16 protein-coding genes are annotated in these 14,665 nt (G+C 44.3%); 6 read left to right on the top strand and 10 right to left on the bottom strand.

Features of this window, described 5'->3' with window-relative positions:
- Positions 1-15 precede the first annotated feature (15 nt).
- Positions 16-1,068, bottom strand: a complete 1,053-nt coding sequence (locus OGI71_RS03810; protein WP_282253972.1) for a FecR family protein — start codon at positions 1,066-1,068, stop codon at positions 16-18.
- Positions 1,069-1,112: 44 nt separating this feature from the next.
- On the bottom strand, positions 1,113-1,640 hold the full coding sequence (locus tag OGI71_RS03805; protein WP_282253971.1) for an RNA polymerase sigma-70 factor: 528 nt from the start codon (positions 1,638-1,640) through the stop codon (positions 1,113-1,115).
- Positions 1,641-1,936: 296 nt separating this feature from the next.
- Here OGI71_RS03805 and OGI71_RS03800 point away from each other — a divergent pair, with 296 nt between their 5' ends.
- From OGI71_RS03800 to OGI71_RS03790, 3 genes are all read left to right on the top strand, one after another.
- Positions 1,937-2,185 (top strand): hypothetical protein, encoded by a 249-nt coding sequence (locus OGI71_RS03800; protein WP_282253970.1) that lies wholly within the window; start codon positions 1,937-1,939, stop codon positions 2,183-2,185.
- Between the two features lie 386 nt (positions 2,186-2,571).
- Entirely contained in the window at positions 2,572-3,447 is an 876-nt protein-coding gene (locus tag OGI71_RS03795; RefSeq protein WP_282253969.1) for a helix-turn-helix transcriptional regulator, read from the top strand.
- Between the two features lie 69 nt (positions 3,448-3,516).
- Positions 3,517-4,668 (top strand): iron-containing alcohol dehydrogenase, encoded by a 1,152-nt coding sequence (locus tag OGI71_RS03790; RefSeq protein WP_282253968.1) that lies wholly within the window; start codon positions 3,517-3,519, stop codon positions 4,666-4,668.
- Positions 4,669-4,756: 88 nt separating this feature from the next.
- Here OGI71_RS03790 and OGI71_RS03785 read toward each other — a convergent pair whose 3' ends face one another.
- The 7 genes from OGI71_RS03785 to OGI71_RS03755 form a co-directional block, all read right to left on the bottom strand.
- Positions 4,757-6,634, bottom strand: a complete 1,878-nt coding sequence (locus tag OGI71_RS03785) for a sugar-binding domain-containing protein (RefSeq protein ID WP_282253967.1) — start codon at positions 6,632-6,634, stop codon at positions 4,757-4,759.
- A gap of 151 nt (positions 6,635-6,785) precedes the next feature.
- Positions 6,786-6,962, bottom strand: a complete 177-nt coding sequence (locus OGI71_RS03780; RefSeq protein ID WP_282253966.1) for a hypothetical protein — start codon at positions 6,960-6,962, stop codon at positions 6,786-6,788.
- On the bottom strand, positions 6,949-7,185 hold the full coding sequence (locus OGI71_RS03775; protein ID WP_282253965.1) for a hypothetical protein: 237 nt from the start codon (positions 7,183-7,185) through the stop codon (positions 6,949-6,951). The genes OGI71_RS03780 and OGI71_RS03775 overlap by 14 nt, the downstream gene beginning before the upstream one ends.
- Before the next feature lie 467 nt (positions 7,186-7,652).
- Positions 7,653-8,057 carry a DUF5675 family protein gene (locus tag OGI71_RS03770; protein WP_282253964.1) on the bottom strand — a complete coding sequence of 135 codons (405 nt, stop codon included), beginning with the start codon at positions 8,055-8,057 and terminating at the stop codon, positions 7,653-7,655.
- A 1-nt stretch (position 8,058) separates the two neighbouring features.
- The gene (locus OGI71_RS03765) at positions 8,059-8,703 is read right to left on the bottom strand and encodes a DUF6266 family protein (RefSeq protein WP_282253963.1); all 645 of its coding nucleotides are present in this window, start codon (positions 8,701-8,703) and stop codon (positions 8,059-8,061) included.
- A 634-nt stretch (positions 8,704-9,337) separates the two neighbouring features.
- Positions 9,338-9,745, bottom strand: a complete 408-nt coding sequence (locus OGI71_RS03760; RefSeq protein WP_282253962.1) for a helix-turn-helix domain-containing protein — start codon at positions 9,743-9,745, stop codon at positions 9,338-9,340.
- Position 9,746: 1 nt separating this feature from the next.
- Complete coding sequence (locus OGI71_RS03755; protein WP_282253961.1) at positions 9,747-10,937, bottom strand: hypothetical protein; 1,191 nt, start codon at positions 10,935-10,937, stop codon at positions 9,747-9,749.
- Between the two features lie 274 nt (positions 10,938-11,211).
- Between OGI71_RS03755 and OGI71_RS03750 the strand changes: the two genes are divergently transcribed.
- From OGI71_RS03750 to OGI71_RS03740, 3 genes are all read left to right on the top strand, one after another.
- A complete protein-coding gene (locus OGI71_RS03750) occupies positions 11,212-11,613 on the top strand; it encodes a hypothetical protein (protein WP_282253960.1) in 402 nt (133 codons plus the stop codon).
- A gap of 50 nt (positions 11,614-11,663) precedes the next feature.
- Positions 11,664-12,674, top strand: coding sequence for a helix-turn-helix domain-containing protein (locus OGI71_RS03745; protein WP_282253959.1), 1,011 nt, complete (start codon positions 11,664-11,666; stop codon positions 12,672-12,674).
- Between the two features lie 485 nt (positions 12,675-13,159).
- Positions 13,160-13,384 carry a hypothetical protein gene (locus OGI71_RS03740; protein WP_282253957.1) on the top strand — a complete coding sequence of 75 codons (225 nt, stop codon included), beginning with the start codon at positions 13,160-13,162 and terminating at the stop codon, positions 13,382-13,384.
- Positions 13,385-13,447: 63 nt separating this feature from the next.
- Here OGI71_RS03740 and OGI71_RS03735 read toward each other — a convergent pair whose 3' ends face one another.
- The gene (locus tag OGI71_RS03735) at positions 13,448-14,653 is read right to left on the bottom strand and encodes a hypothetical protein (RefSeq protein ID WP_282253956.1); all 1,206 of its coding nucleotides are present in this window, start codon (positions 14,651-14,653) and stop codon (positions 13,448-13,450) included.
- Between the last annotated feature and the right edge of the window lie 12 nt (positions 14,654-14,665).

Below are 14,665 nucleotides of genomic sequence, written 5' to 3'. Positions count from 1 at the left end.
TTGTTTCTTCTTTGGTTAGGGAACAAGTAAGAGTCTATCCTTGTCTATTTTATAATTTATACCGGCGAACCGTAATATCTTCAGCACCTCCTCAAAGGACTCTTTTTTGCTGATTTTTCCGCTAAGGACTTTATTTTTATAAACAGGTGACAGGCTATAGGTGAAATTGTACCAACGGGCAAGATCAGCCAAAATCTCAGGAAGCGGTGTCTGGTCAAATTCAAAGTAACCGTCTTTCCAGTTGGCAGCATCCTGCTGTTTGTTTTCTTGCTGAAGCTGGAAGTCCCCATTCAGCACATTCAGCTTGATGATCTGTCCAGGTAGCAGAATCTCCTGCAGGCTAGCATTGCTGACACTTATTTTTCCTTCGTCGAGCTGCGTGGTCAAGAGCTGACTATCATTTGGATACAACTTGACGTTGAAAGCTGTCCCCAGAGCTTCAATACTTGTGTTGCCGACATGAACAATAAAGGGCTTCGCTTTATTTTTTGCAACTTTAAAGTAGGCTTCACCCGTCAATAATACCGAGCGCTCCTGTACGTTGTATCCCGGCCCGATTTCCAGCTTGCTGTCTGCATTTAACCATACGAGGGTACCATCCGGAAGTTCCATCTTGAATTCTTGCCCCTTTTTGGTCTTGATTGCCACTTGATCCCCCTTGCGCTGCTCCATCAATGCCGGGCTGAACTGCTTCTTTTCGTCCAGGCGGACCACTTCGTTTCCGATCAAAAGATCGGCCTGGAATTGACCGACACTAAAAGGCAGTGGCTGTGGAGATCGCTGGCGTCCAGAAAAGAAGTACATCGCTGCTCCAGCCATCAAAAAGAATACAATACTGGCTGCGACCTTCAGATAGGCTCTCCTATGGCGATTGGCTCGCAATTCGGGACCAAAAATATGTTGTTGGAAATAGCGATCTTCGGCAGCCAGATCAAGTTCCGGGATATCTTTTGCGTTATTTGTCCTACTAAGTTGGTTGTACCAACTCTCGACAAACGCAATTTCCTCGGCGCTGCACATCCCCTGCTGATACTTCTGCAGTAATTGTTTCGATAATCGTTGTTTCATAGATTCTATCCTGTTTACAGTTTAGAAGACAGGATATCGCCCACTTAGTGGTAGAAAAAAATGAAAATAGTTCGTATTTTTTTTCTTAGGACTGTCAACGCATTGTATATCTGCTTTTTTACAGTCTGCTCAGAGATTTCGAGTTCCTCGGCGATCTCCCGATAACTCCGTTGCTCGAAACGGCTTTTTTTGAAGATCAAAGCCATTTTGCGCGGCAGCTTTTCAATCGCTTGATCAATCTGCTCGGCTAATTCTTTCTCCCGCAACAACTCGTCGGGCATCATTTCAAATGCTGGGGCAGCATGCTCCAGGTAATGTTCATATTTACGTCCCACATCCTGGCTTGCGATGCGATTGATCACCAAATTACGGGCCGAACGAAAAAGATAAGCCTGATAAGAATGCTCGATTTCCAGCCGCTCCATACGGTCCCAGAGATTTGCAAAAATTTCCTGTACAATATCACGGGCCTCGTCCCGATCGTTTAACATCCGGAAAACATGTACATACAACTTCACCCAATTTTCTTCGTAAAGCTGGGTAAACAGTTGTCTGACATGTGTTACATTCATCCTGGTAGTTTAGTTATTGTTGATCACTCAAAATTAGGCTTTATTTTTAGGAAAGTCAATTTATGATGGATTTCTACTAAAACCAGTAGAATAATGCATATACAGATTGCCTTTAGTTACATTTAATTTATTTTGCGATCTGCTTCACGATGGATAGACCGATCGCTGAACCTGCTAATTTTAGGCCCGGATCCATTAAAGAAGCTATATTTTCGTTCAATTGTAAGGATGTTGACAAGGCCATCAACTAAACTACGCAAACCCTATTTCCTTTTTTTTTCGTATATTATCTCAATATGAAAATAGTAGACATCACAAAAGACACTTTAATCAGTGCTCAGAAAGAAGGATTTACAGTATTAATCACCAAATTTAATTCAGATCCGTTAAACCCAACCTGGATTGTCGATAAGGTTGAAAACGACAAAATAGAATCTAGCAAAAAAATACTGGGCGAAAACTACCAGCTATGCTATTCCATTAAAGAAGCGATTACGACGATCGATAGCCGCCCCTTTATCGGAAAATTACAACTGAGCCATTAATATCGTTTGATCAATTTATAATTCAATACGCAATCGCAAGAATGTGTTGTTTCACTAACCCGTTAGACGGATGCATCACAACTGGATGACGCTAAAATACACGCGCGAGGAAAGGCAGCCAGAGGAGGCTGCCTTTTCCGTATATATGCTTTTTTTATCCCTACCAACACTTAATTAAGCAATTCGGTCGGCTTATTTAAGTCATCTTAAACAAGCCGGCTATGGTTTCTTATTCCCGGTCTTTTTATTTCAGCGTCTTATGCGCCTACTTGTCGGAAAGCTAGGGCAGATTTCGAGAAAATGTAATATGCATGACGCGCCAACGGTGTCGAGCTGAATTTAAAATCCCTAACTTTGCCTTTCTTTTTAAACAACAGCAATTTTTGATGGAACGACTACAGCTTAAACAACAGCTCAAAAAAATAGAAGATGAGAAACTATCTTTTCGGGTATTTGATCTGGATGCTGAGCATATACATGCCTATACAGCGCCACATCAAAAAGATCACTTTTGCATTTTAGTGGTCCAGAGCGGCGACTTAAAACTACAGATCGAAGACCGGCAATATATTCTGAACAGCAGCCGGATTTCGGTTATCTTCCCCAACCAGGTCCACGCCATTCAGGCTATTTCAGAGCAGGTGGCCGGCAAAATCATCTTATTTGAAGAGGTATTATTCTGTTCGGATATCCTCAAAAACGAGTTAAGTCCCTATAATATCAATCTTTCGACGCAACTGAACAACACCGTCCTGTCCGCGGCAGAGTTTGCCGAAAGTATACATACGATCCAGCTGATCAAAAATATCTATGAACATCCGAGTTTGGTCCGCAAGGAAGAAGCACGCTTTTACATCAAGATCTTTTTACTCAAACTCATTGAATCGGTACACGGTCAGCATCCCGTTCTGGGGAATAAGACCGCAGACCAGCATCTGTATATCGAGTTCAAAAAATTACTGCATGAAAATTACAAAGAACAGCGATCGGTGCAGTATTATGCCGATCAGCTTTATATCACCCCCAAAAGGCTAAATGCCATCACCAAAAAACACTGCGGCGATACCGCGATCAATACCATTCACAATCGGATCCTGACCGAGATCAAACGCCAGCTGATGTTTGCGGACATTACCCACAAAGAAATTGCCTTTGATCTGGGCTTCAACTCGCCGGCAGCACTCAACAAATTTGTGAAAGCAAAACTCAATGAAACCCCCACGCAGCTTCAGAACGAGTTGGCTCAAATGTATAACACGTAGGCCTGTTTGTGTAATAACTGAGCCTTATGGCCGCCCTATCTTTGAGGCATAAAATTTAAAGATAGAAAAATGAGCAAATTATTTATTGCAGGGGAAGTATTCCACGGTGCGGGAAGTCTTGAAGAACTGAAAAATATAAAAGGTAAAAAAGCCTTTATCGTGACCGGAGGAAATTCGATGCGCAAGAGCGGAACATTGGATAGGTCAATTGCATTTTTACAGGAAGCAGGTCTTGAAACGTTTGTTTTTGACGGTGTAGAGGAAGATCCGTCATCAGCTACAAGTTTCCGCGGCGCAGAAGCGATGCTTGCGTTTCAACCGGACTGGATCGTTGGCCTTGGGGGTTGCTCGGCGATTGATGCTGCCAAAATGATGTGGGTATTCTACGAACATCCGGATGCAGATTTCGATGCATTGGTCAAACCCTTTACGGTACCCAGCCTGAGAAACAAAGCAAAATTTATCGCTATCCCATCCACCAGTGGTACAGGTACCGAAACAACTGGTTTGGCGGTCATCACTGACCGGGAAAAAGGCGTCAAATACCCTATTGTTTCTTACGAACTGACACCCGATATCGCTATTGTAGACGGCGAAGTATGTGCTTCCATGCCAGCGCATATCACTGCAAATACCGGTCTGGATGCGTTGACCCACTGTGTGGAGGCCTATGTATCGAATATTGATGACAACTACGCAGATGTACTGGCCAAAGGCGGTCTAGAAATCGTTTTCAATAATTTAAGAGAAGCGGTCAACAACCCGACTAACATCCAGGTCCGCCAAAATATGCACGACGCATCTTTTATGGCAGGATTAGCATTTAACAATGCCTGGTTAGGTATTGTTCATTCGCTATCACATCAGGTAGGCGCTTTGTATGGTATTCCCCATGGCGCTGCCAATGCGATCTTCTTACCAAATGTCATCCGTTACAATGCCAAAGTATCTACGCGTTTTCCTGATTTAGCGAAAGTGATCGGCAAAGAAACCGCTGAGGAACTGGCGCAGGCCATTGAAACGCTACGTGCTGAGGTCAACAATATTTCTTCCATCAAAGAATTTGGTATTTCCAAAGCAGATTGGGAGAAAAACATCGATTACATCACAAACAACGCGTTGCTAGATCCATGTACGGGATTTAACCCACGGGTTCCGGTATTGGAAGATCTCAAAGCCATCTATAACGCTTGTTACGAAGGTGTTGTTTTTAACGGTTAACGCATGCTGAGTTGATGAGCTGAGCGCACTACAACATAGTGCGCTTAGCTCATATATCCAGGAGCTACCGCCCCTGGCTGAGCTAGGGCTATTCCACCGGGTACAACCTTGAAATTGAACTGATTTTTTTCTTTTTGCCTATTCTTTCGCTATTGCGAATGATTGCCTGATTTATCGAGTTCACTTTCGTCATGTCGAACTTTTCCACCCGGCGATCATAGGTCACCAACCCGTTGATTTCATGCTCCACATCTGAAGTTTGTGTAAAGATCGCGCAGCTTAAACCGCTGTACAACATACGCTGTTCGATCTCATTGAGCAGGTAAACGTAGGTATCCGAGAGTATATCTTTATTGATCAGTATCTCATAAGCGTTATTTGCCACAGGCCACATGTGGTCGCGCACAAAAAGACCTTTTCCTCCGAATTCGCCCAAAGATGCAGCCCGATTTTCGTCCGGCTGTGGAAACGCTTTATCTTCCATCTTTCCGTAGTGATGCTTATCCACAAAGTCGCCATTACCCGGGTCCCCTTGCGCAGGCCGATATCCGGGCGCGTAATTATACCCCGAATTGCCGTTTACTAAGCGCGTAGGATCATATTCTTTTGTCCATTTGGTTATATCTGCCACTTCAAACGCCCCCCAGTTTTCATTGAAAGGCACCCATGTGACGATTGATGGCACACTCAGCAGCTGATCCATCATTTGCTTCAGTTCGGTCCTAAACTGTTTACGTACCGCTACTGAATCCGTATCGTCCGGATACCACAAGTTGGGCATGTCCTGCCAGACCATCAGCCCAAGCCGGTCACAGTGATAGTACCAGCGCATGGGCTCCACTTTGATATGTTTACGGATGACGTTAAATCCAGCCTTTTTCGCCAGTTCAATATCGTACAGCAAAGCCGCTTCGGTCGGTGCCGTAAAAATGCCATCGGGCCAATATCCTTGATCAAGCACGCCGATCTGAAATTGAAACTTACCATTTAATAAGGTCCTATTGATGCCGTCCACCTTACCGACACCGATGGAGCGCATAGCGAAGTACGAGTCTACCTGATCCACTGTACGCCCCTCTTTATCTTTAAGTTCTACCTTCAGCTGATAGAGAAATGGATCTTCGGGACTCCATAGGTGCGGATTGCTTATATCGAGATAAAATGCTTTGTGATCCATTCCTGTCGCTGTCGCCAGCTGCTTTTTATCCGCATGTGCGGTGGCAACCACTGTGAGGTCTTTGCCTTCGGTGAGCGCCGTTAGCTGCAAGCGGTTATTTTTCAGGTCAGGGATCAGTTTCAGCTGGGTGATGTATTTTTGCTGTACAGGTTCTATCCAGACTGTTTGCCAGATGCCGGAGCTAAACGTATAATCACCTTTATCGCCATTCTTTCCAGATGCTGTTTTACCATCATTTGCGTCATAAGCTCCTACGACAAGACTATTGTCGCCCGCCTTTAGAAAATCCGAAATATCCAGGCTAAAAGCATGGTATCCACCTATATGGTCACCTACCTTTTTACCGTTAACAAAGATCACCGCATACTGATCCACCGCACCGAAATGCAATAAAATACGTTTACCTTTCCATGCTGATGGAATGGTAAGAGCGCGTCTGTACCAGAGAAATTTCTCCCCGCTCCGGGCAATTCCCGATAGTTCCGACTCGGGAGCAAAAGGCACACGGATGGATTCGGTTTTTGCCGGAAATTTCGGTGGAGCGCCAGCTTGACGCGGATCTTGCAGCGCACTGCCGCCCATATAATCCCATCGTCCATTGAGATTTTGCCATTCGCTACGCTGCATTTGCGGACGCGGATATTCCGGCAGCGGTGTCTCGGCTTTTAATGCCTCGGCCGTCCAGGGGGTGGGCAGTGTAAAATCATCAAGGGATTGCGCTTTTGCCACTTCGAGTGTTAAGTACGCCATGATCAGGATCATCAGTCGACATTTCATTCCGTTCATCATTTCAATTTAGGTATAAGCAAAGATTAGTTGATAACCCAAATATAAGAAAACAAGGGACTAAATCGAATTATTAGATCAATTAGCGTCCTAATTGGCCAAGACTAAGGGCCAGGGCGCGGAACTGATCCGCGCCCGCCCACAGTCCTTAAAGCTACTTATTCCCAGCCTTTTTATTCCAGCGTCCCAAGAGCCTGCTTGTTGCAAAGCTCACGATGGTACCCAGCGCAGCAGTCAGCACTGTCTGCAGCACATCGCCCAAGGAAAAGCTAGCCCAAATGGAGCAGATGGTACCGCCAATCGCAGAGATACGCATATTATTGAGTTTCATCGGCCTCACTCCTTTCCTCCATAGCGCTATCGCTTGGATCAGCATTGCCATCCGGCTGATCTATCCCTTGGGGTGGTGGCTTATCCTCCTCGATGACTGTTTCCAGTATACCCAGCCCCAGCGCAATATATTTTACGATATTCGCCGCCTTACTCGGCAGCTTGACCGGCGCCAGCAGGACCACCTGCAGCACCTGTCCGATTTTGTTTAAGATCTTTTTCATAATTATTACTTTTTAGAGATTGGATAACGGTCTATCGCTATATTCCTTGGTGCAATTGCTTTTGCCCAACGGCTAAATGAATTCAAACTCACTTCGTTCAAACAAGAATTCATTTTTAACGCCTTTGGACTTTATCAATTTGCAGTCGGAATATGAGGCTTTGACCGTTATCCAATCCTTCTCCCTTTTATTCGAACAATATAGGAGGACAAAGAATTCAAAGCCTAGCATTCCAATTCCATCCCCCCACAACCCGCTTTGATAAATAGGAAGGGCCCGGAATAGCATGGCTTTAACACGAATTGAGTACAAAGAATTTAAAGCCTAGCATTCCGATTGCCAATCGCTGACGCAATATGACGGTAGCATAAATCACTGTCTGAGCACAGCGAGTTTGATTTATGCCGTCATCTTGCTAAGAAGATGGCACAAAGGGATGCAGCGCAAAATTCATGTCCTCCCAATTGTTATCGAATATTCAAATACACCTCATCCCCCATATCCCACAAGCTATACACCAGCACCTTTAGCTTAGCCAGGGCTTTACCACTATAGTCGCCCATACCCTCACCTGTTAAGGTCGTTACCGGTGCAATACAGCCATGCAATTCCTTCAGCGCATTGTTAGCTGCATGGATCAGTATCGCTTCGCGTCCCAGCACATTGGGGATACCGATCTGCTCCCCATGCTTTGGATAGCGCCGTTTTTCCAGCCGGTACCGACCTACCGGAATACAGCTGATCCTGGGGCGGTTGTTATGATCTGGCAATTCGATGGTATGGCAGATATGCTCACCCCGATAGCTGATTGTTCCATTAGTTCCCTGTGCTCCATACTTTCGTAGGAGCAGCAGGGTGTGTTGGACAGCCATGTTAGCTAATGGTCAGTTCGCCCAGGTGGAAACTCGGTGAGGTTTTTACGCCATCCCGGTGGCCTGTAAAGACCCAGCCTTCGAGCACATCACCCGCATAGCTGGCCGGCAGCGTGAAACTCAGATTTGCAGCCGCCCTGGTCGAAGACTCCAGAATACTGAAGAAATTCTTGTTCTTGTTGTACATCAACAGGATGACCGAATCATCAGCAAAAGAGTTGTATTTGTTGAGTTCCGGTGCCCAGGTCAGCGCGACCTCTTGCGGAAAAGGCTCTGACCATTCGGGCGCCATCAGATTGGACAATGAGCCTTTGGCAATCACGATCTTTGAATAATCGATTTCCAGCGTAGGGTACGTACCCGTCACGCCGCCATTGTTCATCAGATATTGCAGCGCCTTGTTATAGCCTGTTGCTTTCCCCTGCAGCTTATCCGAGTAGCCCAAGTTGAGCAGATCCATGATCGGCGACAGAAAGGCTACCGCCATCGCAAATTTAGCCCGCTGAGCGATCTGTCCTTCACTTGCTTTTTTGTTTGTGATCTTGGAGAGTGAGCGTACATAATCCACTCCTCGCCAACTACTTCCTATTACACTACCTACTTTCCCAGAGTAAGCTCCGTGTATACCTTTTAAGAATCTTGCCATGATTATACATGTTTGATTTATAAATAATTACGACTGGCATGCACAGTCTTTGTTTTGCTAGCAAGAGCTAAATTAGGAGTACTTTTGGCCTTAAACGAAGAAGTACAGGGATTGATTTTAAATGATTGGAAGGACTGTCATTGCCTGTCAGATTTGAACAATATATTGAGCGCTGGATAACAGATTGGTGTAGCCCTTCAGGGAATTTGGCATTGTGAAAGACCTGGAAGTTATCATCCCCCACGAGGTCGGTTGCCCGGCTACTATTGGGTAATTATTGGCTGCCCTTCGGACCATGTTCGACTCGGGGTGCGGACAGGTTCGGCTCCGCCTCGGCTGCTGTTCGAGTACTGTTCGGGTGCCGTTCGGGTACTGTTCGGCTGGAAGTCGAAGCCGAGCCGAAGCGCTCTCGAAGCCCAGTCGAAGGAGACCCGAGCATGGGCCGAAGCAGTCCCGAAGCGGAGCCAAACGAGAGCCGAAGCGCTGTCGAAAGCAAGCCGAATATCAGCAAAGCTCTACCGGTAAATCCAGCACATCACCCGGTGATTAAAAAATAAAAATATATTTTATAAACCAACATTAGCAAAGGCCCTATACTAAAAAGGGGAGCCGCTCGGCTCCCCTTTTGAATGAACTAAATCCGTCCCTTCCGCCTACTCTCCTCGAGCTGCTCGTGCAAGTCTGAGAGGTAGTAATAATGTCGTTTGCCGAGCTTCCTCGGCCTGAGTTTTCCCTCGCGGACCAGCCGGTAATACTTTGATTCAGAAATACCCAATTTATCGAGTACATGTGTGATATCAAGCATATGTTCCAATTCGGCAGATGCGTCCACCGTTTCTGTGGGAACTTTATTCATCTCCTCTGTTATATACTTCAATATCGCTTGCAGCAAAGAAGATATGACCTCCAACAGGTCACATATGCGATTCATTAAATTTAACATAACCATGCAATTAGACATGCTGGTCGCCGAAACGAGCCGCTTCACACAATTGGCATTGTACAGGGGCTCCATCACCACAGCGTTAAACAATACTTCCATTTTAAGCCAGATTAAACTCTTCCTCCAATTTCGTTTCATCCAGCGATTTTAATATTCCCCAAAAATCTTTTAAGTTTTTGCTGAGGTCACGGGAGGGCGTGATCAACATTTTGAGTTTGTCCTCCGGCAACCATCGTTCCAGTTTTTCCTTTATCTCAGCATTGAGTTCCAACTTATTAGGCCGGTTTACAGGCACCCGAAAGTACAACATATTGACATACACCCGCGCCCGTATTTTTACCAACCAGGGATTTTCCTGCAGCTCTTTGGTGGTCACATCTATTCGGCAGAATTTGCCATCATGCATATACACATCCGCCGTACGCTGTTCTTTATAGATGATCACAGCGTGCAGACATTTTATCGTCGTAGAGTCTAATAGCTCTTCAATCTCCCATTTGCGCAGCAGGTAGACCATCAATGCAGGTCTATCCCGATCCCGCTTCCATAAATCCAGGAGTGTATCCTGTGATGCCGTCTCATTTTGATGCGAAAAGTCTACCGCTGTTTGAGCGATATCCTCCAATGGTGGCTCCATTAAGCTTTCATCCAGCTGAACTACAGTATTTTGACTTTCATCTGCTGCCTGATGCTCCCCAGATTGTACCCCCGCCGTCAATAACAGTACTTCAGTAGGACGAGCCACAGGCTCTGGGATAGGCTTATGAATTTTAATCTGGCCAAAGAGCGGAAATTGCAGCAATGCCCAACCCGGAAACCAGTGGATAAACAGTATATAGTCGACCACTATCGGAAAGAAAAACCAAAAGTCTGTGGTCAGGTAAGCATAAGAAAACAAGATCAATCCCGGCTTATGGGGCAGTAAAACTTCAAGTATAAGCCCATGAATGGCCAGGACAATGCATAACGAGTACAGCACATAGATGCTAAAATTCAGCTTAGCATTCCCTGTAAATCTTCGACGGATTACCAAAGCTGTATGTATATATTTAATCAGAATAGCATACAACAACAGCAATAAAATAGTACCAATCCATACTGATATAAAGCGCTTATTTGCCATACGTTCAGCCGCGTTAAGCCCTGCAGAGCCTAGGTTTATCCACAGTGAAAAAATGGCACAACAGAAAATATAAACCAGATAAAAGAATATTTCGCTCCTTTGCCCAGCAGTATTATTTAATAAATACGAAAATACCCCTTTACTTTTCTTTAATTTTTCAGGCCACATAATTGTTGGATAATCTTTAGGTAATTGGCTTCAAAACAAATAAACAGGTGTTTTAAGGAGTATTATCGCACCAAACTACCATACATCATCCTCTTATCAGGATCACCCCTGCAAAAAACACTTATCTCAAATTTACAAAATTTCCTTTAATTACCAATTTATTTCGGCCTGAAACATTCCGTCAAAATTTACGGAATCCTGTCATATCTGATCCAAGCGCTTGCTTTTCGCAGTTTTTGCCATTTTATTTGTGGTTTTACTCAAACAGAAAAATATGAAAAGAACATTTAACACGGCAGGTGTATTCGACCTGCAAGAAGAAGTATTGACGACCATTTTTGACGACCGTCTTGCCATCATCAATTTTGTGATGAGCGATTTTGTGGGTTTTATACTGGCCTACTTTGATCTTAGCCCCAGCCAGATCCAATACCTGAATAATATGTCCACCGCACTCAAAACAGCACTTAGCATCGGTATCGCCGATAGCTGGATTAACAATCTGGCTGTCGATTTCCAAAAAGAAAGCAGTATGGCCGATGAGGAGGAAGATACACCCAAGGACATCATCCTTTCACGATACAATTCATCCAGTACCCCACCTGTCGCTAGCAGCTTGCTGCCGACCGGTTATTTTTCTATCCGCATTGTTTATCGGAATTCAGCATATCGCTAATCCATGTTTCTCCGAAACAAACGTGGAAATTCCCCAAAATCAACAGCTATATGCAGACCCAATCATTCAAGTTGATAGAAGCAGAAATGGATTTTGTGAGCAAGAGTACGCTCACAAAATCCTTTATTCAACGGCTACCAGGTAGCCGGACAAGACTGCTTTGCAATAACCAGATCAGTATTTATGAAGAATATTTAAAAACAGGCAATCTAGAGAGTTACAGTTACGTCATCGAGACCAGCGCCTCTACTCACATCAGTTTTGAGATCCTCAGCCCACAGACTCACCTACTTTATCACCTGGATGGGCGCCAGCCCGTGCATTATCACCAGCCCCAGATTCAGGAAGAGTTTCTCTTCCGTCCTTTTCACGGTGCATTTTTCTATGCACCCATTACGATTATTACCTTACATTTTGAGCCCGGCAAGTATCATATCCAAGGGTTTACATTACCCCTGGAACTGCTCGACCTGAATGGATTGTCAGGTTTTGATTATCTGGATGAAGTTGTGGCCGCCAATAGGCAGCAGCATCCGCAATATCGGGTAAGCCTTGATTTTGAGGCCATGGAGCATACTCGACGTATCCTGGGCGAGCTAAGCGCAGAACTGCTTAAAAAGCCCCTGATCCCGAAATTATGTATCCTAAAAAAAATTCAGGAGCTGCTTTATTTGAGCAAGGACAAAATGCTCAAAGCAAAGGGCTTATTGCGCCACCCTGATCTCATCGTACGTCTGGCACGGGAGCTGATAAGCAGTCGGATCGCCGAAACTGACGGACCGGTATTGATCATCCACATTGCCGAAAGCTTATTTATCGAATCTCAATATTTAAATTGTCTTCACAAGGAGCGCTATGGCGTACCGATAACGCATTACAGTAATCAGGAACGATTGAAAAAAGCCAAACATTGCCTGGAGCAGCATCTATCGATCAAAATAACCACCAGCCTATGTGGCTTTAGTGATCAGTCCAGCTTCTGTAATTTCTTTAAGCGGCATACCGGCCTGACACCGAGTGAATACATCAGATCCCTATTGCCACCTAAAGCCGAAGATTAATTATGGGTTTGACCAAATCAAAGTCTGTATTCAATCAAAAAACAGGACATTTTTGCCTCTATCTTAGGATCAATGAAATATATACCCCTAGGACTGGGTGAATTTATAAACAGAAAAGTATGATCAAGCAAGAGCATATACAGCGTACAGAACGAATCAGGATGCATTCTTTAAACGAGAAACCATTTGCTGCGGATTTGAGAACCCCGTATTGGCAGTGGCCATCACAATTGTTGCACTTGAAGTATTCTGGTCCTGCAAAGATGAACCTCCTGCGGTCAACGACCTGCTGCTGTGCCGGCCCTGTACGTGACCGGCATGGACGCAGGTTTACGACGTTCCCGCGTGGCGGTAAGCGATCAACTACTCATAAACGACTGGCATAGTGAGGCGTTTCGGCCAGCCCGGCAGAATCTGTGAGACCGGATATGAAAGCATTTCTATCTGATTAAATAACAAGATTTGACTAATTAAAATTTTGCAACATGGCATTATTCCAATTGAACAATCAAAGTGCGCCATCGAATCCTTCAAGCTATTCATTAGCTTCAGGAACACCTTCGTGTGTAGGCGACCAAAACATTTGTACGATCGAAGCTGCAAATGACGGTTCAGGAAGACCAGTACTGGATAGCGCAATTTTAAGTGAAATGGTTACTGCATTGAATACACATTCAAATACAGCAAAAGTTTCCTTAAAAGACGCTTAATCCCTACCTCTACTGACCCGATTTAGCGAAGGCTGGAATTAAAAACTCCAGCCTTTTGTTATATTAGTTATCATCAATGACCAGACAGTCAATTTTGCGCGCCGTTTCTCCAACCGTTAGACCGTTTGCTTCCATGGCTTTTTTCAAACTCGCTAGATCACTTATTTCATATGACGAGACTGCTTTAGTACTTAACGGAATACCTTCTATAATCAGGGGTGGCAGATGCGGATTAGTAACTTCCACAAAAGTCAACCAATTTCCGATCTCCATATCCCCCGCTGATAAGGCATCGCTTTTCTGCTTACTTGGTCTAATAACCCAAACTTTAACATCCCGAGGTTCATAGGTAACACGAATGTTTAGTCTGTTAGTCAGTTCTTTTAACAATGCTCTATGCCTCTGGGAAGCATCCATCTCAAAAGGCCATTCCGAAGAAAAACAAAAAGCATTTTTTTGTGACCAAAAGGATTTAGGGATACTATCAACATTCACAAATCTATCCCGATTACGAACGTTCAATATAATCCGCTCCTTTTTCATCAAGGGCAACTTCCTTTCCAAACCAATCGTATAGAGTACGGCAGGAATAGCATCTACATTGGTCATATGATAGGCTATCTTTTGCGAAGTGCTGTCGATCCGATATTTAAGCGGGTAGCCGATTTTGTAGGGGCCAAACATTGAACTGTAGCTATCCTCCTCCTGTGAATTATCATCCATAGCGGCATCAATTGCAAAGTCATCTTTAATAGGCCATTTGGATAGATCTTTTTTGGTCAATACTTTGTCGATATTATCCATAGTCACCATGTCTTTACCCGTAATCGCTACTACAGTATCCTGATAAATCCAGGCAACGTGAGGAACGCCTTTATGCGGAAACGATTCACTAAACCACTTATCTTCAATCACAATAGGTAGCTTATTCGCTTTCACAAAGTCGTTCTTACCGAAAAACTTAGCCACAACGGCCTTCGTTTCGGGCGTGACCATCAACACCTGAACCCGATCTTTAAATTTTACTTGAAGATCATTCATAAATGGAAATGACGCTATACATGAGGTACAGGAAGTGGTAAAAAAATCCAGCAGCACCAGCTTAGATCCAAACTTTTTAACCGGCAACTCTTCCTTGCCATCCAATAGCTTATAATTTTTTTGCCATTTTATAGGATTTCGTATAGACAGTTTTTGTCCCTGTGCCATGGACACTATATTGTTTAAAAGCATGCAACTGATGCAGATATATTTTATAAAATTTTTCATTTTTTTATGTTT

This window comes from Sphingobacterium sp. ML3W, from assembly GCF_029542085.1.
In the GTDB taxonomy this organism is placed as follows: Bacteria; Bacteroidota; Bacteroidia; order Sphingobacteriales; family Sphingobacteriaceae; genus Sphingobacterium.
Note: the sequence above shows the minus strand (reverse complement) of the source record. Positions and strands in the feature narration are given on the sequence as shown.

What these genes read in the sequence shown, in the direction of transcription:
- OGI71_RS03775 (WP_282253965.1), bottom strand. Translation starts at nt 7,185, where the DNA reads ATGAAAAAGATCTTAAACAAAATCGGACAGGTGCTGCAGGTGGTCCTG.
- OGI71_RS03770 (WP_282253964.1), bottom strand. Translation starts at nt 8,057, where the DNA reads ATGGCTGTCCAACACACCCTGCTGCTCCTACGAAAGTATGGAGCACAG.
- OGI71_RS03760 (WP_282253962.1), bottom strand. Translation starts at nt 9,745, where the DNA reads ATGGAAGTATTGTTTAACGCTGTGGTGATGGAGCCCCTGTACAATGCC.
- OGI71_RS03790 (WP_282253968.1), top strand. Translation starts at nt 3,517, where the DNA reads ATGAGCAAATTATTTATTGCAGGGGAAGTATTCCACGGTGCGGGAAGT.
- OGI71_RS03785 (WP_282253967.1), bottom strand. Translation starts at nt 6,634, where the DNA reads ATGATGAACGGAATGAAATGTCGACTGATGATCCTGATCATGGCGTAC.
- OGI71_RS03740 (WP_282253957.1), top strand. Translation starts at nt 13,160, where the DNA reads ATGGCATTATTCCAATTGAACAATCAAAGTGCGCCATCGAATCCTTCA.
- OGI71_RS03805 (WP_282253971.1), bottom strand. Translation starts at nt 1,640, where the DNA reads ATGAATGTAACACATGTCAGACAACTGTTTACCCAGCTTTACGAAGAA.
- OGI71_RS03745 (WP_282253959.1), top strand. Translation starts at nt 11,664, where the DNA reads ATGCAGACCCAATCATTCAAGTTGATAGAAGCAGAAATGGATTTTGTG.
- OGI71_RS03765 (WP_282253963.1), bottom strand. Translation starts at nt 8,703, where the DNA reads ATGGCAAGATTCTTAAAAGGTATACACGGAGCTTACTCTGGGAAAGTA.
- OGI71_RS03755 (WP_282253961.1), bottom strand. Translation starts at nt 10,937, where the DNA reads ATGTGGCCTGAAAAATTAAAGAAAAGTAAAGGGGTATTTTCGTATTTA.
- OGI71_RS03750 (WP_282253960.1), top strand. Translation starts at nt 11,212, where the DNA reads ATGAAAAGAACATTTAACACGGCAGGTGTATTCGACCTGCAAGAAGAA.
- OGI71_RS03800 (WP_282253970.1), top strand. Translation starts at nt 1,937, where the DNA reads ATGAAAATAGTAGACATCACAAAAGACACTTTAATCAGTGCTCAGAAA.
- OGI71_RS03735 (WP_282253956.1), bottom strand. Translation starts at nt 14,653, where the DNA reads ATGAAAAATTTTATAAAATATATCTGCATCAGTTGCATGCTTTTAAAC.
- OGI71_RS03795 (WP_282253969.1), top strand. Translation starts at nt 2,572, where the DNA reads ATGGAACGACTACAGCTTAAACAACAGCTCAAAAAAATAGAAGATGAG.
- OGI71_RS03780 (WP_282253966.1), bottom strand. Translation starts at nt 6,962, where the DNA reads ATGAAACTCAATAATATGCGTATCTCTGCGATTGGCGGTACCATCTGC.
- OGI71_RS03810 (WP_282253972.1), bottom strand. Translation starts at nt 1,068, where the DNA reads ATGAAACAACGATTATCGAAACAATTACTGCAGAAGTATCAGCAGGGG.